The sequence below is a fragment of the Micromonospora sp. CPCC 205561 genome (genome assembly GCF_036906775.1).
GTDB lineage: Bacteria > Actinomycetota > Actinomycetes > Mycobacteriales > Micromonosporaceae > Micromonospora.
Window position 1 is genome coordinate 34,398 of the sequence record NZ_JBAKHV010000027.1, and the last position, 19,451, is coordinate 53,848.

Annotated in this window: 19 protein-coding genes; 14 read left to right on the forward strand and 5 right to left on the reverse strand. The window is 72.9% G+C overall.

Annotated elements, in window-relative coordinates:
• Nucleotides 1–15 precede the first annotated feature (15 nt).
• The 7 genes from lepA (at nt 16) to V6V16_RS16035 (ending at nt 7,218) form a co-directional block, all read left to right on the forward strand.
• Nucleotides 16–1,893: a translation elongation factor 4 gene (gene lepA, locus V6V16_RS16005; protein ID WP_334562882.1), complete on the forward strand. Its 1,878-nt coding sequence runs from the start codon at nt 16–18 to the stop codon at nt 1,891–1,893.
• A gap of 335 nt (nt 1,894–2,228) precedes the next feature.
• Entirely contained in the window at nt 2,229–2,516 is a 288-nt protein-coding gene (locus V6V16_RS16010) for a GlsB/YeaQ/YmgE family stress response membrane protein (RefSeq protein ID WP_334562884.1), read from the forward strand.
• 354 nt (nt 2,517–2,870) lie between these two features.
• Complete coding sequence (locus V6V16_RS16015) at nt 2,871–3,158, forward strand: GlsB/YeaQ/YmgE family stress response membrane protein (protein ID WP_334562884.1); 288 nt, start codon at nt 2,871–2,873, stop codon at nt 3,156–3,158.
• Nucleotides 3,159–3,370: 212 nt separating this feature from the next.
• Nucleotides 3,371–4,660, forward strand: a complete 1,290-nt coding sequence (locus V6V16_RS16020; RefSeq protein ID WP_334562886.1) for a sugar ABC transporter substrate-binding protein — start codon at nt 3,371–3,373, stop codon at nt 4,658–4,660.
• The gene (locus V6V16_RS16025; protein WP_334562889.1) at nt 4,657–5,643 is read left to right on the forward strand and encodes a carbohydrate ABC transporter permease; all 987 of its coding nucleotides are present in this window, start codon (nt 4,657–4,659) and stop codon (nt 5,641–5,643) included. Before V6V16_RS16020 ends, V6V16_RS16025 begins: the two co-directional genes overlap by 4 nt.
• Before the next feature lie 23 nt (nt 5,644–5,666).
• On the forward strand, nt 5,667–6,497 hold the full coding sequence (locus V6V16_RS16030; protein WP_334562952.1) for a carbohydrate ABC transporter permease: 831 nt from the start codon (nt 5,667–5,669) through the stop codon (nt 6,495–6,497).
• Nucleotides 6,498–6,576: 79 nt separating this feature from the next.
• Nucleotides 6,577–7,218, forward strand: coding sequence for an MOSC domain-containing protein (locus V6V16_RS16035; protein WP_334562891.1), 642 nt, complete (start codon nt 6,577–6,579; stop codon nt 7,216–7,218).
• 119 nt (nt 7,219–7,337) lie between these two features.
• Here the strand turns inward: V6V16_RS16035 and V6V16_RS16040 are convergent, their stop codons facing one another.
• The 3 genes from V6V16_RS16040 to V6V16_RS16050 form a co-directional block, all read right to left on the reverse strand.
• Complete coding sequence (locus tag V6V16_RS16040) at nt 7,338–8,273, reverse strand: phytanoyl-CoA dioxygenase family protein (protein ID WP_334562953.1); 936 nt, start codon at nt 8,271–8,273, stop codon at nt 7,338–7,340.
• Between the two features lie 187 nt (nt 8,274–8,460).
• Complete coding sequence (locus V6V16_RS16045) at nt 8,461–9,321, reverse strand: hypothetical protein (RefSeq protein WP_334562894.1); 861 nt, start codon at nt 9,319–9,321, stop codon at nt 8,461–8,463.
• A 74-nt stretch (nt 9,322–9,395) separates the two neighbouring features.
• Nucleotides 9,396–10,214, reverse strand: coding sequence for an enoyl-CoA hydratase-related protein (locus V6V16_RS16050; protein WP_334562896.1), 819 nt, complete (start codon nt 10,212–10,214; stop codon nt 9,396–9,398).
• A 19-nt stretch (nt 10,215–10,233) separates the two neighbouring features.
• Between V6V16_RS16050 and hemW the strand changes: the two genes are divergently transcribed.
• Complete coding sequence (hemW, locus tag V6V16_RS16055; protein ID WP_334562955.1) at nt 10,234–11,457, forward strand: radical SAM family heme chaperone HemW; 1,224 nt, start codon at nt 10,234–10,236, stop codon at nt 11,455–11,457.
• A gap of 44 nt (nt 11,458–11,501) precedes the next feature.
• On the opposite strand, the gene V6V16_RS16060 is transcribed toward hemW, so the two are convergent.
• Nucleotides 11,502–12,143 (reverse strand): DUF4870 domain-containing protein, encoded by a 642-nt coding sequence (locus tag V6V16_RS16060; RefSeq protein ID WP_334562898.1) that lies wholly within the window; start codon nt 12,141–12,143, stop codon nt 11,502–11,504.
• Between the two features lie 224 nt (nt 12,144–12,367).
• On the opposite strand from V6V16_RS16060, the gene hrcA reads away from it, so the two are divergent.
• The 3 genes from hrcA (at nt 12,368) to V6V16_RS16075 (ending at nt 15,420) form a co-directional block, all read left to right on the forward strand.
• On the forward strand, nt 12,368–13,390 hold the full coding sequence (hrcA, locus tag V6V16_RS16065; RefSeq protein WP_334562900.1) for a heat-inducible transcriptional repressor HrcA: 1,023 nt from the start codon (nt 12,368–12,370) through the stop codon (nt 13,388–13,390).
• 73 nt (nt 13,391–13,463) lie between these two features.
• A complete protein-coding gene (gene dnaJ / locus V6V16_RS16070) occupies nt 13,464–14,609 on the forward strand; it encodes a molecular chaperone DnaJ (protein ID WP_334562957.1) in 1,146 nt (381 codons plus the stop codon).
• A gap of 76 nt (nt 14,610–14,685) precedes the next feature.
• The gene (locus V6V16_RS16075) at nt 14,686–15,420 is read left to right on the forward strand and encodes a 16S rRNA (uracil(1498)-N(3))-methyltransferase (RefSeq protein WP_334562902.1); all 735 of its coding nucleotides are present in this window, start codon (nt 14,686–14,688) and stop codon (nt 15,418–15,420) included.
• Between the two features lie 121 nt (nt 15,421–15,541).
• Here the strand turns inward: V6V16_RS16075 and V6V16_RS16080 are convergent, their stop codons facing one another.
• On the reverse strand, nt 15,542–16,303 hold the full coding sequence (locus V6V16_RS16080; protein WP_334562903.1) for an SDR family NAD(P)-dependent oxidoreductase: 762 nt from the start codon (nt 16,301–16,303) through the stop codon (nt 15,542–15,544).
• Nucleotides 16,304–16,395: 92 nt separating this feature from the next.
• Here V6V16_RS16080 and V6V16_RS16085 point away from each other — a divergent pair, with 92 nt between their 5' ends.
• The 3 genes from V6V16_RS16085 to V6V16_RS16095 all read left to right on the forward strand — a co-directional run bounded on the left by V6V16_RS16085 (nt 16,396) and on the right by V6V16_RS16095 (nt 19,436).
• The gene (locus V6V16_RS16085) at nt 16,396–16,755 is read left to right on the forward strand and encodes a histidine triad nucleotide-binding protein (protein ID WP_334562904.1); all 360 of its coding nucleotides are present in this window, start codon (nt 16,396–16,398) and stop codon (nt 16,753–16,755) included.
• Nucleotides 16,752–18,128, forward strand: coding sequence for a serine hydrolase domain-containing protein (locus V6V16_RS16090; RefSeq protein WP_334562905.1), 1,377 nt, complete (start codon nt 16,752–16,754; stop codon nt 18,126–18,128). Before V6V16_RS16085 ends, V6V16_RS16090 begins: the two co-directional genes overlap by 4 nt.
• A gap of 252 nt (nt 18,129–18,380) precedes the next feature.
• On the forward strand, nt 18,381–19,436 hold the full coding sequence (locus V6V16_RS16095) for a PhoH family protein (protein WP_334562907.1): 1,056 nt from the start codon (nt 18,381–18,383) through the stop codon (nt 19,434–19,436).
• Nucleotides 19,437–19,451 lie beyond the last annotated feature (15 nt).

Consider the following 19,451-nt stretch of genomic DNA (forward strand, 5'->3'; position numbering starts at 1 on the left):
CCAGAACGGACCGCTGTGCCACCGACGCTCGATTCCGGCGCGAACGCTCCTGGTTCCACCGACCCGGCGCGCATCCGGAACTTCTGCATCATCGCCCACATCGACCACGGGAAGTCGACCCTGGCCGACCGGATGTTGCAGCTCACCGGCGTGGTCGACCCCCGGCAGATGCGTGCGCAGTACCTCGACCGGATGGACATCGAGCGCGAGCGCGGCATCACGATCAAGAGCCAGGCGGTCCGGATGCCCTGGACCATCCGGGAGGGCGACCGGGTCGGCGAGACCGCCGTGCTCAACATGATCGACACGCCGGGTCACGTCGACTTCACCTACGAGGTGTCCCGCTCGCTGGCCGCCTGCGAGGGTGCGATCCTGCTGGTCGACGCCGCGCAGGGCATCGAGGCGCAGACCCTGGCGAACCTCTACCTGGCCCTCGAGAACGACCTGCACGTCATCCCGGTCCTCAACAAGATCGATCTGCCGGCCGCCCAGCCCGAGAAGTACGCCGAGGAACTGGCGCACCTCATCGGCGGCGACCCGGCGGACTGCATCCGGGTCTCCGGCAAGACCGGCGACGGCGTGCCGTACCTGCTCGACGAGATCGTCCGGCAGTTCAAGCCCCCGGTCGGCGACGCCGCGGCGCCCGCCCGCGCGATGATCTTCGACTCGGTCTACGACGTCTACCGGGGCGTGGTCACCTACGTCCGGGTCATCGACGGGCGGATCAGCGCCCGCGACCGGATCAAGATGATGTCCACCGCCGCCGTGCACGAGCTGCTGGAGATCGGCGTCATCTCGCCCGAGATGGTGAAGGCCGACGCGCTCGGCGTCGGCGAGGTGGGCTACCTGATCACCGGCGTGAAGGACGTCCGGCAGTCCCGGGTCGGTGACACGATCACCATCAACTCCCGGCCGGCGACCAAGGCCCTGGGCGGCTACAAGGACCCGAAGCCGATGGTCTACTCGGGCCTCTACCCGATCGACGGCTCCGACTATCCCAACCTGCGCGAGGCGCTGGACAAGCTCAAGCTCAACGACGCCGCGCTCGACTACGAGCCGGAGACCTCGGGCGCGCTCGGCTTCGGCTTCCGCTGCGGCTTCCTCGGCCTGCTGCACCTGGAGATCATCCGGGAGCGGCTGGAACGCGAGTACAACCTCGACCTCATCTCCACCGCGCCGAACGTGGTCTACCGGGCCATCACCGAGGACGGCCAGGAGATCGTCGTGACGAACCCGAGCGAGTACCCCACGGGGAAGATCGCCGAGGTGTACGAGCCGGTCGTGCGCGCCACGGTGCTCACCCCGAACGACTACGTCGGCGCGGTGATGGAGCTCTGCCAGGGCCGCCGGGGAAGCCTGCTCGGCATGGACTACCTCTCCGCCGACCGGGTGGAGCTGCGCTACACGCTGCCCCTCGCGGAGATCATCTTCGATTTCTTCGACCAGTTGAAGAGCCGCACCAAGGGCTACGCCTCGCTGGACTACGAGCCCTCCGGCGAGCAGGCGTCCGACCTGGTGAAGGTCGACATCCTGCTGCACGGCGAGCCGGTGGACGCGTTCAGCGCGATCGTGCACAAGGACAAGGCGTACAACTACGGCGTCACGATCGCGGCGAAGCTGCGCCAGCTGATCCCGCGCCAGCAGTTCGAGGTGCCGATCCAGGCGGCCATCGGCAGCCGGGTGATCGCCCGGGAGACCATCCGGGCCATCCGCAAGGACGTGCTCGCCAAGTGCTACGGCGGCGACATCAGCCGTAAGCGCAAGCTGCTGGAGAAGCAGAAGGAGGGCAAGAAGCGGATGAAGATGGTGGGCCGGGTGGAGGTCCCGCAGGAGGCCTTCATCGCCGCGCTCTCCTCCGACTCCGGCGACACCAAGGCGTCCGGCAAGAAGTGACGCGCCGCCGGTGCGCCGGCGGACCACGACGTACGACGGCCGGCGCCCCGGCCGGACGGCGGACCCCCTCGGGGAGTCCCGTCCGGCGGGGCGTCGGCCGTTCGCGTCGAAGGAAATTTCGGCCCGCCGGGCCGGTCCGCAACCGCCGGCCGGCAGCGGGCGCGACCTGCGCGGATGATCGTCCGGCGGCCGTCGCCGGCCGGCGTGCCATTGATGGACGACGTCGTCCCTGGCCGATCGGGCCGGTTTGGATTTTTGGCGGGTCGGGAACTTAGCGGTCACGACAGGAACACCACAGACCGTGGAACTGATTCTTTTTGAAGGAGGAGGGCGACGTGGAGCTCACCGTTTGGGGCATCATCACTGCGCTCGTCGTTGGTCTTATCATCGGCGCTCTGGGTCGCCTGCTCGTGCCGGGCCGCCAGAACATGCCGATGTGGCTGCACATGCTGATCGGTGTCGGCGCCGCCCTGCTGGGCACCGTGCTGGCGCGGGCGATGGGTATCGCCACCTCTACCTCGGGTATCGACTGGGGTGAGCTGCTGGTCCAGGTGGTGCTGGCCGCGATCGCGGTGGCGCTGGTCGCCGGTGTGGGTCGTCGCCGCAGCGTCACCCACCGGTAGTCCTCACCTACGCACCGGACGGGCGCCCGACCTGACAGGTCGGGCGCCCGTCCGCGTCCGCCGGCCCTGCGGTCCGCGAGCGGCCGGCGCGGGGCCGGTCCGCACCCGGACGGGCCCCGCGCGGCCCTGCGCGGACAGGCCCGGGGCGCCCGGAGAGGACTGTCCGGAGCCGGCCCCGGTGGCGGCGCGCGTGTCCGCGGACGGCCCCCGGGGATGTCGCCGTCCCCGTCGGGGCGGGGCGTCACGCAGTCGGCGGAAAAGTCGGTTTGGATTTTTGGCGGGTCGGGAACTTAGCGGTCACGACAGGAACACCACAGACCGTGGAACTGATTCTTTTTGAAGGAGGAGGGCGACGTGGAGCTCACCGTTTGGGGCATCATCACTGCGCTCGTCGTTGGTCTTATCATCGGCGCTCTGGGTCGCCTGCTCGTGCCGGGCCGCCAGAACATGCCGATGTGGCTGCACATGCTGATCGGTGTCGGCGCCGCCCTGCTGGGCACCGTGCTGGCGCGGGCGATGGGTATCGCCACCTCTACCTCGGGTATCGACTGGGGTGAGCTGCTGGTCCAGGTGGTGCTGGCCGCGATCGCGGTGGCGCTGGTCGCCGGTGTGGGTCGTCGCCGCAGCGTCACCCACCGGTAGTCCTCACCTACGCACCGGACGGGCGCCCGACCTGACAGGTCGGGCGCCCGTCCGTCTGCGTACGACCGTTTCCACGCGGCGTCGCACCGCGCGGCCCCGCCCCTGCGGTACCGTCTCATCTCTTCGCCGGACCGCCCACTGTCGTAAAGGAAATTTTCCTACTAAGGTGCGGCGGAGAAGGTTAGTGCCAAGCGGCGCGAGGGAGATGTGGCGTGAACAGGTGGAAGCGGCTGGCCCCGGTCACCGCCGTCGTGGCCTCGGCCGCGATGGTCCTGGCCGGTTGCGGTGGCTCCGACGAGGAGAAGGCCGCCGACAACAGCAAGCTCACGGTATGGATGATGGGCGAGGGTAGCGAGGCCCAGACGAAGTTCCTGGACGGCGTCGAGACCGAGTTCCGGCAGAAGCACCCGGACACCGACGTGGTGGTCCAGTACATCCCCTGGCTCGAGGCGCCGAAGAAGTTCCAGGCCGCTCTCGCCGGCGGCGAGGGACCGGACGTCACCGAGCTGGGCAACACCGAGACCCAGGGCTGGGCGGCGCAGGAGGCCCTGGCCGACGTGACCGACCGCATGAACGGCTGGGCCGAGGGCAAGGACATCCTCCCCGACCTGGTGAAGAACGCACAGCTCGACGGCAAGCAGTACGGCGTGCCCTGGTACGCCGGCGTCCGGGCGATGTACTACCGCACCGACTGGTTCGCGGAGGCGGGCGTCAAGCCGCCGACCAACTGGGAGGAGCTGGTCTCCGCCGCCAAGGCCGTGCAGGCCAAGAAGCCGGGCACCTACGGCATCGCGCTGCCGGGCAACTCCGAGCTGCCCTTCTACTCGTTCCTCTGGGGCGCCGGCGCGGAGATCGCCACCCAGCAGGGCGGCTCGTGGAAGTCCGGCTACAGCACGCCGGAGGCGCAGAAGGCCGTCAAGTTCTGGACCGACATGGTGACCGTGCACAAGGTCGCCCCGCCGGCCGCCGCGGGCTGGAACGAGATCGACGCCCGCACCCAGTTCGCCACCGGCAAGGCGGCGATGGCCTTCGGCGGCAGCTGGCAGCAGGGCGCCATCAAGAAGGACAACCCGGAGATCGAGAAGGTCTGGGGCACGTTCCCGATCCCCGGCCCGGACGGCAAGGCGGCGCCCGGCTTCGCCGGCGGCTCCGACGTCGCGATCTGGAAGGACAGCGAGCGGCAGGATCTCGCCTGGGACTACCTGACCGTGCTGCTGAACAAGAAGAACGACCAGGCCTTCGCCGACAGCCTCGGCTTCTTCCCGGTCTACAAGGACCTGGTCGGCGGCGACAAGTACGCCAGCGACAAGGTCATGGCGGCGTTCGCCACCACCATGCAGAACACCAAGCTCACGCCGCTCACCCCGAAGTGGGTCGAGGTCAGCCGCACCAAGACGGTGACCCAGGCGATGAACAGCTCGGTCATGAAGGGTCAGAAGACGGTCGAGAAGGCTACCGCCGACGCGGCCGCGGAGATGGAAAGCATCCTCAACGCCAAGTGACCACGCTGACCGAGGCGCCGGAGGCGGCCGCCGCGCGGGAGACCCCCGCGCGGCGGCGCCGCCGGGTGGACCGCCTGCCCTACCTGCTGCTCCTGCCCTGCCTGGTGATCATCGGCGTGCTGCTGCTCTGGCCGCTCGGCCAGGTGGTGGTGATGTCCTTCCACCAGCTCAACAACGTCCGCCAGCTGCGCGGCGACCGCGAGTGGCCGTGGGTGGGCCTGGGGAACTACGCCGAGATCCTCGGCGACCCGTTCTTCCTGACGGTGTTGCGCAACACCGTCCTCTTCGCGGTGGCCAACGTCGTGCTCACGATGATCCTGGGCACCCTGGTCGGGCTGCTGCTCAACCGGCTCGGCCGGCGGATGGCCGCCTTCGTCGCCAGCTGCGTGATGCTGGCCTGGGCCACCCCGGCCCTGACCGGCACCATCGTCTGGAAGTGGATCTTCGACGACACCAGCGGTCTGGTCACCTGGCTGTTCAACGCGCTGCCCGACGGGCTTTCCCAGAGCCTCTTCGGGCGCAGCGACTGGACCGGTTACGGCTGGTTCAACTCGCCCCTGCTGTTCTTCTCGATCCTGACCCTGGTGGTGGTCTGGCACTCGTTCCCGTTCATCGCGGTCAGCGTGCTGGCCGGGCTGAAGAGCGTGCCGAGTGAGCTGCACGAGGCGGCCCGGGTCGACGGGGCCGGGCCCTGGAAGGTGTTCTGGAAGATCACCTTCCCGCTGCTGCGGCCGGTCTTCGGGATCCTGGTCGTGCTCTCCACCATCTGGGACTTCAAGGTCTTCACCCAGCAGTTCGTGCTGGCCGGGGGCACCCAGGACCGGCCGACCTTCATGCTCTCCATCTACTCGTACGCGGAGGCCTTCTCGCCCCCGCCGAAGTACGGCCTCGGCGCCGCGATCGCGGTGATCCTCACCCTGATCCTGCTGCTGGTGACCGGGCTCTACGTCCGCATGGTGCTCAAGCAGGAGGAGGACGCGTGACGCGACGCGGAGGCGGTGCCGGGGTGAAGCGGATCGCCCTCAACGGCGCGGGGCTGCTGGTGGCGCTCTTCGCCGCGTTCCCGGTCTACTGGATGATCGCCACCTCGCTGAAGCCGAGCTCGGAGATCTTCTCGACCACGCCCCGGCCGGTGCCCACGGAACCGACCCTGGAGCACTACCGGCAGATCCTCACCGGCAACCTCATCCCGGGCGTGACCTTCGGCGACTTCTTCCTGAACAGCGTGCTGGTGGCGGTCTCCACCGTGCTGCTCAGCGGCCTGGTCGCGCTGCTGGCCGCCACCGCGGTGGCCCGGTTCCGGTTCAAGCTGCGGACCACCTTCCTGATCATGCTGCTGGTGGTGCAGATGATCCCGCTGGAGGCGCTGGTCATCCCGCTGTTCCTGATGATCCAGCGGCTCGGGCTCTACAACACCCTGCCCAGCCTGATCCTCACGTACCTCGGCTTCTCGCTGCCGTTCGCGGTCTGGATGCTGCGCGGCTTCGTCGCCGCGGTGCCCAAGGAACTGGAGGAGGCCGCCGCCATCGACGGGGCCAGCCGGGCGCAGACCTTCCGGAAGGTCCTCTTCCCGCTGGTGGCGCCCGGGCTGGTGGCCACGAGCATCTTCTCGTTCATCACCGCCTGGAACGAGCTGATCTTCGCCCTGACCTTCATCAACGACCAGGAGAGCTACACCCTGCCGGTCGCCATGACCTTCTTCTTCGGGCGGGACGACACCGCCTGGGGCCCGGTGATGGCCGCCTCCACGCTCTTCACCCTGCCCGTGATCGTCTTCTTCCTGCTGGTGCAGCGGCGGATGGTCTCCGGGCTGGTGGCCGGGGCCGTCAAGGGCTGACCCGACGAGCCGCCCGCGCCCCGTCGGCGGGGGTGCGGGCGGCGGTCCCGGCGCGGCCGGCGCGGCTAGGCTGACCGCCATGACGGGCAGGCTGGCATCGGTGAATCTCGGCATCGTGACCGAGGCGCGGTGGGCGGGCGACGCGAGCGGTCGCAGCGGGATCGACAAGCGGCCTGTCGACGGCCCGGTGCTGCTGCGCACGGACGGGGTGGCCGGCGACTTCATCGGCAACCGGGCCCGCCACGGCGGCCCGGACCAGGCGGTCTACGCGTACGCCGAGGAGGACGCCGCGTGGTGGGCGGCGGAGCTGGGTCTCGACGTGCGCGCCGGGGGCTTCGGCGAGAACCTCACCACGTACGCGGTGGACGTCACCGGCGCCGTGATCGGTGAGCAGTGGGCGGTGGGGTCGGCGCTGCTCCAGATCACCAAGGCGCGGACGCCGTGCGCGACCTTCGCCGGCTTCCGGGGCGTGCCCGACCTGCCCCGGCGGTTCACGGCGCGGGCGACGCCCGGCGCGTACCTGCGGGTGCTGCGCGAGGGGGAGGTCGGCGCGGGCGACCCGGTCGAGGTGGTGGACCGGCCCGCGCACGGGGTGACGATCGGCGAGGTCTTCCGCGCCCTGAGCCTGGAGCCGGAGCTGCTGCCCCGGCTGCTCGACGCGCCGGAGCTGCCGGAGTCGTTGCGGGAGAAGGCGCGCCGCCGGCTCGCCGGCCGGAGCTGACCCCGCCGCCCGACCGCACCCGCGGCCCTCGCGCGGCTCCGGGCGGGCGTACGGGAACGGGCCCGTCCCATGGGGGAGGGGCCCGTCCGGCGTCGGCGTCGTGAGCGCCGGCTACCTGCTCAGCGCAGCCAGGGCACGTTGCGGTCGAGCAGCCCGCGCTGCTTGAGCTCCTTGCGCAGCGGGATCTCGTCGTCGATGTAGCCGTCCCAGTTGATGCCCCAGTAGTTGGCGGTGTGGGTGCCCTCGCCGCAGAGCTGGCGCTGCACCGGCGTGCGGTTGGCCCACCACTCGCCATCCTTGTCGATGTGCAGCTCGTCCAGCGGGCGGATCCACCGGTAGGTGTAGCCGACGAAGAGCATCTTGCGGGTGATGGTCGACAGGTTCGTCGACCGGGAGTGCCACTGGCGGCGGTCGAAGATGAAGGCGTCACCCGGGTTGGCGGTGATCTCCACCGTCCCCTCCGGGTCCGGGTTGTGCACGGAGGTGTCCTCCGGGCGGGGCAGCGAGTTCCACAGGTGGCTGCCCGGGATCACCTTGGTGGCGCCCCGGCCGTTCTCCGACAGGTCGGAGAGCACGTACGCGACCTTGAGCGAGAACATCGGCCGGGGCAGGTTCGGGTCCATCGTCTCCGGGTCGGAGTTCTGCCGGTACCCGTCCTGGTGCCAGCCCCAGTACGGCTTCTCCGGCTCCGCCGCCGGCGGGGTGACGTCCAGGTGGTTGTGGTGGGTGTAGATGTTCCAGCCGGCCAGCCCCCACATGTAGGGGAAGGCGATCGGGTGGGTCAGCAGGTCGCCGAAGAGCTCGTCGCGCTCCAGGAAGCCCAGCAGGTGCAGGGTGCCGTCCTTGGTGGTCTTGCCCTTCGCCTTCTCCTCGGCGTAGACGCGGTCCACCGCCGCCTCCAGCGCCGCCCGGTGGTCCTCCGTCAGGACGTTGCGCAGCAGAAGGAAGCCCTGCTCGTGGAACTCCTTGCGGTCGGTGTCACTGATCGGTTCGTAACCGGTCCGGTCGCCGTAGTCGAACACCTCGACGTACCCCTCCCCATGAGGCGAAACCATTGCTGGCACAGGCCGCCGATCGTAACGCGCGGGTTCCCGGGCCAGATACTCCCCGGGGCCGTGCGCGGCCGCGTCCCGACTGTCGGAAGCGGAGCGACGACCAACGGTCACGACGGCGGGACTGAATGCGGCTTGCGGGGGGAAATGCCGGTTCGTGCGGTCACTGCCGGTAAGGAGATCGGGCCCGCTACCCCTCGGCGAAGACCTCCGCGACCACGCGCCCGGCGGCCGGGGCGTCGTCGGTGCGGTCCCAGGTCCCGTTGCGCGCCGTCCACTCCAGGTCGCCGAAGCGCACCCGCTTCACGCCGTGGTCGTGCGCGTGCGAGACCAGCCAGTGCGCGTACCGCCAGCCGCGGCGCTCGTCGGCGGCGGGCACCGTCAGGCCCGTCAGGTCCGCGGCGGCGGCGGCGGTGGCCGCGCCCCAGTCCAGCGACAGGCCCCGGTTCAGCGCGCTCGTCGCCGCCTCGCCGCGCATCGCCGGGTCGCGCCCCACCGTGCAGGCGACCGCCCCCGTGGCGTGCCCGACCAGGGCCCGGGTCAGCACCTCGGACTCGTCCGCCCACTTCTGGTAGGCCTCCGGGAAGGCCGAGCGCTGCACCCGCTGCGCCGCGTCGGTGACGCGCATCCGCTCCCAGCCGCGCACCTTCTTCAACGCGGTGTAGAACCGCCGGGCGGCGTAGCGGGGGTCGCCGATCTGCTCCGGGGTGCCCCAGCCCTGGCTCGGACGCTGCTGGAACAACCCGACCGAGTCGCGGTCGCCGCCGGCGAGGTTGCGCAGGCCGGACTCCTGGTACGCGGTGGCCAGCGCCACCACGACGGCCCGTTCGGGCATCTCCCGCTGGATGCCGATCGCCGCGATCGTCGCCGCGTTGGCCATCTGGTCGGCGTCCAGGGTCACCCGGCCGTCGGCCTGCACGGTGCACGTCCGACCCGCCAGGGGAAGGCGCAGGTTCCCGCCGAGCTGCCGCAGGACGATCCACACCCCGACCACGGCGACGAGGACGACAACCACGCCGCCCGCCACGACTGCCCGAGTTCGCACCGACACCCCCTGATCGACAGTCCGACAAGCGTACGTCCCCCGCTGCGCCTTCCGGGTCGTCCGACCGGTTCCGCGTCGCCTCAGCCGTCTCCGTCCGCGCCGGAGGCGGCGTCGTCGCCGGCGGAGGGCACCCAGCGCGCCGGCCGCTTCTCCCGGAACGCCAGGACGCCCTCCCGTCCCTCCTCGGAGAGGAAGTACCCCGTGGAGAGGGTCGAGAGTCCGGCGATCTCGGTGCGCAGGTCGGTGGCGGGCGGCCGGCGCAGCAGCTGCTTGGCCCCGGCCAGCGCGCCCGGTGCGCCCCGCACCAGCGAGTCGCGGTACGCCGCGACGGCGGCGTCCAGCCCGTCCGCCGGCACCGCCGCGGTGACCAGGCCGATCTCGGCCGCCCGCCGGCCGTCGAAGGTGTCGCCGGTCAGGTAGAGCTCGGCCGCCGCGCGCGGGTGCAGCCGGGGCAGCACCGTCGCCGAGATCACCGCCGGGATCACCCCGATCCGCACCTCGGTGAAGGCGAACGTCGCCTCCCGCGCGCAGACCGCCAGGTCGGCCGCCGCGATGAGCCCGAGCCCGCCGGCCCGGGCCGGGCCGGCCACCTTCGCCACCACCGGCTTCGGGCACTCCCAGACCGCCGCGAGCACGTCCCCGAGCATTCCGGCCGGGACGGTGCCGGCGGCGTACGCGGCGGCGGTCTCCTTCAGGTCCGCCCCGGAGCAGAAGACCGGGCCGGTGTGGTCGAGCACGATCACGCGTACGGAGTCGTCGGCGACCGCCTCGGCGAGCCCGGCCAGCAGCTGGGTCATCAGCGGCGTGGAGAGCGCGTTGCGGTTGTGCGGGCTGTCCAGCGTGAGGGTCGTCACCCCGTGGGCCGTGGCGACCCGCACGAGCACGTCGGGAGAGGTCATGCCGGGCACACTAGTGGCCATGCCCGGCGTCCTTCCAGCAGGCGAGACCGTCCCCGTCGACGGCGCGCTGCCCGCCACCGCCACCCGTGCCGTCGGCGCCCGGGGCTTCGGCGTCTACGTGCACGTGCCGTTCTGCGCCAGCCGCTGCGGCTACTGCGACTTCAACACGTACACCGCCGCCGAGCTCGGCGGCGGGGCGGGCCGGGAGGAGTACGCCGACACCGTACTCGCCGAGCTGGCGCTCGCCCGCCGGGTGCTGGGCGACGCCCCGCCGCCCCGGGTGGACACGGTCTTCGTGGGCGGCGGCACCCCGACGCTGCTCCCCGCCGACGACCTGGCCCGGATCCTCGACGGCATCGACCGCACCTGGGGGCTCGCGCCGGACGCGGAGGTGACCACCGAGGCCAATCCGGAGTCGGTCACCCCGGCGTCGCTGCGGGCGCTACGGGCCGCCGGCTACACCCGGATCTCGCTGGGGATGCAGTCCGCCGCCGCCGGGGTGCTGGCGGTCCTCGACCGCACGCACAGCGCCGGCCGGGCCACCGCCGCCGCCCGGGAGGCCCGCGACGCCGGGTTCGAACACGTCAACCTCGACCTCATCTACGGCACGCCGGGGGAGAGCGAGGCGGACTTCGCCGCCAGCCTCGACCAGGTCGTCGCCGCCGGGGTGGACCACGTCAGCGCGTACGCCCTCATCGTGGAGGACGGCACCCGGCTCGCCGCCCGGATGCGCCGCGGCGAACTGCCGTACCCCTCCGACGACGTCGCCGCGGACCGCTACCTCGCCGCGGAGGCCGCCCTCGGCGCGGCCGGCCTCTCCTGGTACGAGGTGTCGAACTGGGCCCGTGACGAGGCGGCCCGGTGCCGGCACAACCTGCTCTACTGGACCGGCGCCGACTGGTGGGGCCTCGGCCCGGGGGCGCACAGCCACGTCGGCGGCGTGCGCTGGTGGAACGTCAAGCACCCCACGACGTACGCGAAACGCCTCGCCGGCGGTGAGTCGCCCGGCCTGGCCCGGGAGGTGCTCACCCCCGACGAGGCGCACATGGAGGACGTCATGCTGCGGCTGCGCCTCGCCTCCGGCCTGCCGCTGGACGTCCTCGACGACGCCGGTCGCCGGGGCGCCGAGCGGGCCCGCGCCGGCGGGCTGCTGGCCGCCGGCGAGTTCGCGGCCGGCCGGGCCGTGCTCACCCTGCGGGGCCGGCTGCTCGCCGACGCGGTCGTGCGCGACCTGCTGCCCTGACCGGCCGCGCGCAGCGGGGCCGGCCGGGCAGCGGCCGGCCCGCCTCACCTGGTGAAGCTGTAGGTCATCGGGTAGCGGTAGAGCACGCCCTCGTTGGCCTTGACCCCGCCGATGATGCCGAAGATCAGCGGAACCAGCCAGACGAGCATCGGGACGAAGAACAGCACCCCGCAGGTGATCAGGGTGACCACCCAGCTCAGCACCCCGACGATCGTCCAGGTGAGCTGGAAGTTCAGCGCCGCGACGGCGTGCGCCCGGGCGGTCGGCGACTGCTGTCCGCGGGCCATCAGCGCGATGAGCGGCGCCAGCCAGCCGAGCAGGCCGCCGCCGACGATCACGCCGACCGCGCCGCCGAAGTGGGCGATCAGGGCCCAGTTCCTGTCGTCGTTGCCGGCGTAGCCGCCGCCGGGCGGGCCGTAGCCGCCGGCCGGGTAACCGCCGCCGGGCGGGGGAAAGCCGCCCGCCGACGGCTGGTCGCCGGGCGGTGGGTAGCCGGCCGATGGCGGCTGGTCACCGGTGGGCGGCGGATAGCCGCCGGGCGGGGGATAGCCGCCCGGGCCCGGCGCCCCGGACAGTGGTGCGGTGGGCTCGTCGGAGCGGTGCGGCCCGGGGAACCCCGACGGGGCGGCCGGGTCCGGCCGGTCGCCGGGGTCCCCCGCTCCGGGAGGGCGAGGTGGTTCAGTCATGGGGGTCACGGTAGGGGCAGCCGGCAAGGGGGCACCAGCGTGACACCGGGCGTGATGTCCGAATGGTCGGGCCCCGTGCGGGCGGGCCGGGCCGATCGCCCCAGGTCGATCATCGCGTCGGCAGGGCTGCCGACGTAGACTGGCACTCGTTACAGTCGAGTGCCAGCAGTCAGCCCGCCCGGCCCACGCGTGCCGGAGCCGACGTGCGACAGGAGGTGGGGAGGATGGGTCTCGACGACCGCAAACTCGCCGTGCTCCGCGCCATCGTCGAGGACTACGTCGCCACGCAGGAGCCGGTCGGCAGCAAGGCGCTGGTCGAGCGGCACCAGCTCGGGGTCTCGCCGGCGACCGTCCGCAACGACATGGCCGTGCTGGAGGAGGAGGGCTACATCCGCCAGCCGCACACCAGCGCCGGCCGGGTGCCCACCGACCGGGGCTACCGGCTCTTCGTGGACCGGCTCTCCCGGGTGAAGCCGCTCAGCCCGGCCGAACGCCGGGCGATCGAGCGCTTCCTGGTCGGCGCGGTCGACCTCGACGACGTGGTGCACCGCACCGTCCGGCTGCTGGCGCAGCTCACCCGGCAGGTCGCCGTGGTGCAGTACCCGAGCCTGGCCCGCTCCTCCGTCCGCCACCTGGAGCTGGTGCCGATCTCGACCACCCGGCTGATGCTGGTCATGATCGCCGACACCGGCCGGGTCGAGCAGCGGCTGGTGGAGCTGCCCGCGCCGATCCCCGTCGAGGACGTCACGGACCTGCGCCGGCTGGTCAACGAGAAGCTCGTCGGCAGCCGGCTGTCGGAGACCCCGCCGCTGGTGCAGGCGCTGGTCGAGGAGTCGGTGCCGCACCTGCGGCCGGCGATGACCACCCTCTCCACCGTGCTGCTGGAGACGCTGATCGAGCGCCACGAGGAGCGGATCGCGCTGGCCGGCACGGCCAACCTCACCCGTGGCGGCCTGCTCGACTTCCAGGGCTCGCTGCGCCCCATCCTGGAGGCGCTGGAGGAGGAGGTCGTGATGCTCAAGCTGATCGGCGAGGCGGAACCGACTACGACGCGGGTGCTGATCGGCGACGAGAACGAGATCGACAACCTGCGCGCCGCCTCGGTGGTCAGCACCGGCTACGGGCCGGGCTCGACGAGCCTCGGCGGCCTCGGCGTGCTCGGGCCGACCCGGATGGACTACCCCGGCACCATCGCCACGGTGCGGGCCGTGGCACGCTACGTGGGCGAGCTGCTGGCCCAGAACTGACCAGTCAGGGCCGACGGCCGGCTCCGGCCGACGACCGGCGCAACGCGAGACGAACATGAGGACACGGAACGCAGTGGCCAGGGACTACTACGGCATTCTCGGGGTGAGCCGGGAAGCCTCCGACGACGAGATCAAGCGCGCCTACCGCAAGCTGGCGCGGCAGTTCCACCCGGACGTGAATCCGGATCCGGAGGCACAGGAGAAGTTCAAGGACATCAACGCGGCGTACGAGGTCCTCTCGGACGACCGGAAGCGGCAGATCGTCGACCTGGGTGGCGACCCGCTCGCCCCGGGCGGCGGGGGCGCGGGGGGCCCGGGCGGCCCCGGCGGCGCCGGGCCGTTCGTCGGCTTCCAGGACATCATGGACGCGTTCTTCGGTGGGGCGGCCGGCGGGTCGCGGGGTCCGCGACCGCGGACCCGGCCCGGTGCCGACGCGATCCTGCGGCTGGAGCTGGACCTGCACGAGACCGCGTTCGGCGTCGAGGCGCCGATCACCGTCGACACCGCCGTGCTCTGCACGACGTGCTCGGGCGCCGGCACGGCGGCCGGCACCCACCTGGCCACCTGCGAGGCGTGCGCCGGCCGGGGCGAGGTGCAGTCCGTCCAGCGCACCTTCCTCGGGCAGGTCGTCTCCGCCCGGCCGTGCACCGTCTGCCAGGGCTACGGCACCACGATCCCGCACCCCTGCCCGACCTGCGCCGGCGACGGCCGCGTGCGCACCCGGCGCTCGCTGACCGTCAAGATCCCGGCCGGCGTCGAGGACGGCATGCGGATCCGGCTCGCCCAGCAGGGCGAGGTCGGCCCGGGCGGCGGCACGGCCGGCGACCTCTACGTGGAGATCCACGAGCGGCCGCACGACGTCTACTCCCGCAAGGGCGACGACCTGCACTGCCGGGTCACCGTGCCGATGACGGCGGCGGCCCTCGGCACTCGGCTGACCATCAAGACGCTGGACAGCGAGGAGCCGGTCGACGTCAAGGCCGGCACCCAGCCGGGCAGCACGCTGCGGCTGCGCGCCCGGGGGGTGCCGCACCTGCGCGGCACCGGCCGGGGGGACCTCTACGTCCACCTCGACGTGCGCACGCCCACCAAGCTCGACGCCGACCAGGAGCGGATGCTGCGCGACTTCGCCAAGACCCGGGGCGAGGAGGTCGCCGAGCTCTCCAAGCAGGGCGGCTTCTTCTCCCGGATGCGCGACGCGTTCAACGGTCACGCCTGACGGTCGCGGGTCGCCACCGGCCGGTGCCCCCGGCCTCGCCGCCCCGGTGCCCACCGGGGCGGCTAGCCTGGTCGTCGTGTCCGCGCCGCTGTTCCTGGTCGACCCCCTGCCCACCGCCGACCGGCTGACCCTGGACGGCCCCGAGGGGCACCACGCCGCCACCGTGCAACGACTGCGGGTCGGCGAGCGGCTGGCGCTCGCCGACGGGCGGGGCGGCACGGCCGCCGCCGTGGTCACCGCCGTCGGCCGGGGCACCCTCGACGTCGAGATCACCTCGCGGGGGTACGTGGACGCGCCCGTCCCGCGCCTGGTGGTGGCGCAGGGCATCGCCAAGGGCGACCGGGGCGAGCTGGCCGTGCAGGCGATGACCGAGGTCGGGGTGGACGAGATCGTGCCCTGGGCGGCCGCCCGCTCGGTGGCCCAGTGGCGCGGCGACCGGGGCGTACGGGCGCGGGAGAAGTGGGCGGCGACTGCCCGGGAGGCGGCCAAGCAGGCCCGCCGCGCCTGGTTGCCCGTGGTCGCCGGGACGCCGGACGAGTCGACGGCGCAGCTGGCCCGCCGGTTGTCCGGGGCCGCCGCCGCGTTCGTGCTGCACGAGGAGGCGCGGGAGCGGCTGAGCACCGTCGAGCTGCCCGCCGCCGGGGAGGTCGTGCTGGTCGTCGGCCCGGAGGGGGGCATCGCCGACGCGGAGCTGGACGCCTTCCGGGCCGCCGGCGCCCGTCCGGTGCGGCTCGGCCCGTCGGTGCTGCGTACCTCCACCGCCGGGGTGGCCGCGCTCGCGGTCCTCTCGGCCCGCCTCGACCGCTGGTAGCCGCCCCGGCGGCGACGAGGGCCGCCGCAGCCGTTCGGGGCTGTCCCGCCGACGCCCCGGGCCGGGCGCCGCCGGCCTCCCGGGTGCGGTGCCGGCGGTCTTCCCGTGCGGTGCCGGCGGGTCAGCTGCGCAGGTAGGAGGCGCCGTTGAGGTCGACGATGGTGCCCGAGGCCCACTCGGCTCCCGGCGAGGCCAGCCAGTGCACGGCGGCGGCGATCTCCTCGGGGCGGGCCACCCGGTTGAACGGGCTCTGCGCCCGGATCGCGGCGCCCCGCTCCCCGCTCAGGTGGCCGGTGGTCATGTCGGTCTCCACGAAGCCCGGTGCGACGGTGGCGATCGAGATGCCGTACGGGGCGAGGGCCACCGCCAGCGACTGCCCCAGGGCGTTCAGCCCCGCCTTGCTCGCCCCGTACGCCGGCTGCTCCGGCTCGCCCCGGAAGGCGCCCCGCGAGGAGACGTTGACGATCCGGCCGCCCCGGGCGCGCATGTGCTGCGCGGCGCACCAGATGACGTTGCCCGCGCCGGTCAGGTTGGTCTCCAGCACCTGGCGCCACCGCGCGCGCCACTGCTCGTAGGAGGCACCGAAGACCGGGTGCGGGGCGTCCCGCTCGCCGTACACCCCGGCGTTGTTGACCAGCACGTCCACCCCGCCGAGCCGCTCGGCCGCCTCGTCCACCATGGCCCGTACGGCCTCTGGGTCGGTCAGGTCGGCGCGGACCACCACGTGCCCCTCGCCGGGCAGTTCGGCGCGCAGCCGCTCGGCCAGCTCCGCCGAGTCCCGGTGGTGGATCGCCACCCGGTCGCCCCCGGCCGCGAACGCGCTCGCCACCGCCCGCCCGATGCCGCGCGAGGCCCCCGTCACCAGTACCGCCCGTGAAGTCACGCCGGCCATCATGCCCGGCCCGGCCGCCGTCGGTAAGGCCCTCCCCGCGCCGGCGCGGGCGTGGCGGAGGTGTCCTTCCTTACACTGCCCCGATGGGAACCGACTGTCTGTTCTGCCGGATCGTCGCCGGGGAGATCCCGGCCACGATCGTCCGGGAAACCGCCACCACGCTCGCCTTCCGCGACATCGGCCCGAAGGCGCCGGTGCACGTGCTGGTCATCCCCAAGGAGCACTACGCCGACGTGGCGACGCTGGCCCAGGGCGACCCGGCGCTGGCCGGGGAGGTCCTCGCCACGGCCGCCGCGGTGGCCGAGGACGAGGGGCTGCTCGGCGACGGCTTCCGGCTGATGTTCAACACCGGCACCCACGGCGGCCAGGAGGTCTTCCACGTGCACGCGCACGTGCTCGGCGGGGCGCCGCTGGGGCCCATGCTGGCCCGGAACCCCGCGTGACGGGCGTCGACGACCGACTGTCCCGGCTGGTGCGCACGGTCCAGGCGCACGCCCGGGTGCCCGCGGTGTCGGCGGCCCTGCACCGGGCCGACCGGCCGCTCTGGACCTGCACCGTCGGCGGCACCGGCAACGACACGGAGCTGGGACCGGGCACCCGGTTCCGGATCGGGTCGGTGACGAAGACGTTCACCGCCGTGCTGACCCTCCAGTGCCGCGACGACGGCCTGCTCGACCTCGACGACCCGCTGGCCCGGCACCTGGACCTGCCGGCCCACGGCGAGCTGACGGTGCGCCGGCTGCTGTCGCACACCGCCGGTTTGCAACGGGAGCCGTACGGGGACGTCTGGGACAACCTGCGCGCGCCGGACGTCGAGCGGCTCCTGGCCGACCTGGTGAGGGTCGAGCGGGTGCTGCCCCCCGGCCGCCGGTACCACTACTCCAACCTCGGCATGGCGCTGCTCGGGCGGCTCGTCGGCCGGCTGCGCGGCGGCAGCTGGGCGGAGGTCCTCGCCGAGCGGGTGCTGACCCCGCTGGGGCTGGCCGAGACCTCGGTGACGCCCGGGCCGCACGCCGCCACCGGCTTCCTGGTCGACGCGTACTCCGACGAGGCGCACCCCGAGCCGCCCACCGACTTCGGCGCGGTCGGGCCGGCGGCGCAGCTCTGGAGCACCGCCTCGGACATGGCCCGCTGGGCGGCCTTCCTCGCCGACCCGGCGGCGCTGGACCCGGCCGGCGCGGTGCTGGCCCCCGCCACCCTGGACGAGATGCGCTGGCCGGCGACGGTCACCGACGAGACGCTCTGGGCCGGCGGCTTCGGGCTCGGGCTGATCCTGGTGCCGCAGGGCGAGCGGATCATGCACGTCGGGCACGACGGCGCGATGCCCGGCTTCCTGGCCGGCGTCTACGGCCGGCGGGGCGGGGAGGGCACCCCCGGCGCGATGGGCGTCGCGGTGCTCGGCTCCTCCGGCACCGCGGCCGACCTCCTCGGCCTGCCGCACCGGCTGCTGGCCGCCGCCGTCGAGCACGACCCGGCCGACGTCTCGCCGTGGCGGCCGGGCCCGCCCGCCCCGCCCGACGTACGCGGGCTGCTGGGGCGCTGGTGGGGCGAGGGCTTCGAGTACGTCTTCTGCTGGCACGACGGCGCCCTGCGGGCCCGGGGGGCCGACGACCCGGCGGGCCGGCCCCCGTCGGTCTTCGCCCCGCTGCCGGAGCGGCCGGACGTGTTCCGCACGGTCTCCGGCCGGGAGGCGGGGGAGCTGCTGCGGCTGACCCGCGACGAGCGGGGCGAGGTGGTCCGGATGCACTGGGCGACCTACCGGTTCACGCGGCACCAGGAGACCTTCGAGCGGTACGACTTCCGCTCCGGCTCCTGACCGGCGGCGGGCGGGGCGGAGCCGGCACGCGCCGCCCGCCCCGCGGCGCGGGGATCTGCCGCCGTGGGTGCCGTCGTCCGGTTTCGCGTCCCCCCGGTGGCGCCCGGCCCGCGACCCTGGCGCGGGGCGGGGGAAATGGACGCGGTGCCGCCGCTGTTGAACCGATACGATGGAGGGAACGTCAGCACGCCGCGCCGCCAGGCCCGGCGCCGAGATCGAGAGCAGGTGGCGCAGGGCCCCTCGGCCCGACCTATGACCGGCACCCCACCTCCCGGCCCGCCCCGGGTGCAGACCAGGATCACCGTTCCGGATTCCAAGATCATGGTCAACCTGCTCGGCGCGGGCGACGAGATCCTGCGACTGGTCGAGCGCTCCGTCGACAGCGACGTGCACGTCCGGGGCAACGAGATCACGATCACCGGCGCCCCGGCGGACAACGCCCTCGCCGAGCGGCTCTTCAGCGAACTGCTCGAACTCATCGAGAAAGGCGAGACCCTGACCACTGACGCCGTCCGGCGTACCGTCGGCATGCTCGAGCAGGGCGGCGCCGAGCGGCCCGCCGAGGTCCTGACGCTCAACATCCTCTCCCGGCGCGGGCGCACCATCCGGCCCAAGACCCTGGGGCAGAAGCGCTACGTCGACGCGATCGACGCGCACACCATCGTCTTCGGCATCGGGCCCGCCGGCACCGGCAAGACCTACCTGGCCATGGCGAAGGCCGTCCAGGCGTTGCAGGCCAAGCAGGTCAACCGGATCATCCTCACCCGGCCGGCGGTCGAGGCGGGGGAGCGGCTCGGCTTCCTGCCCGGCACGCTCAACGAGAAGATCGACCCCTACCTGCGCCCGCTCTACGACGCGCTGCACGACATGCTCGACCCCGACTCCATCCCCAAGCTGATGGCGGCGGGCACGATCGAGGTCGCGCCGCTGGCGTACATGCGGGGGCGTACTCTCAACGACGCGTTCATCATCCTGGACGAGGCGCAGAACACCACGCCCGAGCAGATGAAGATGTTCCTCACGCGGCTCGGCTTCGGCTCCAAGATCGTCGTCACGGGTGACGTCACCCAGGTGGACCTTCCGGGCGGGACGACCAGCGGCCTGCGGGTGGTCCGGGAGATCCTGGAGAACGTCGAGGACGTGCACTTCGCCCAGCTCTCCAGCTCCGACGTCGTCCGGCACAAGCTGGTCGGGGAGATCGTCGACGCGTACGCCCGCTGGGACGAGCGGGAGAACCAGCAGGCCCAGGGCGTGCACGCCGTACCGGGGCGGTCCGCCCAGGGCAACCGGCCCGGCCGGCGCCGCTAGAACGAGGGAAGACTG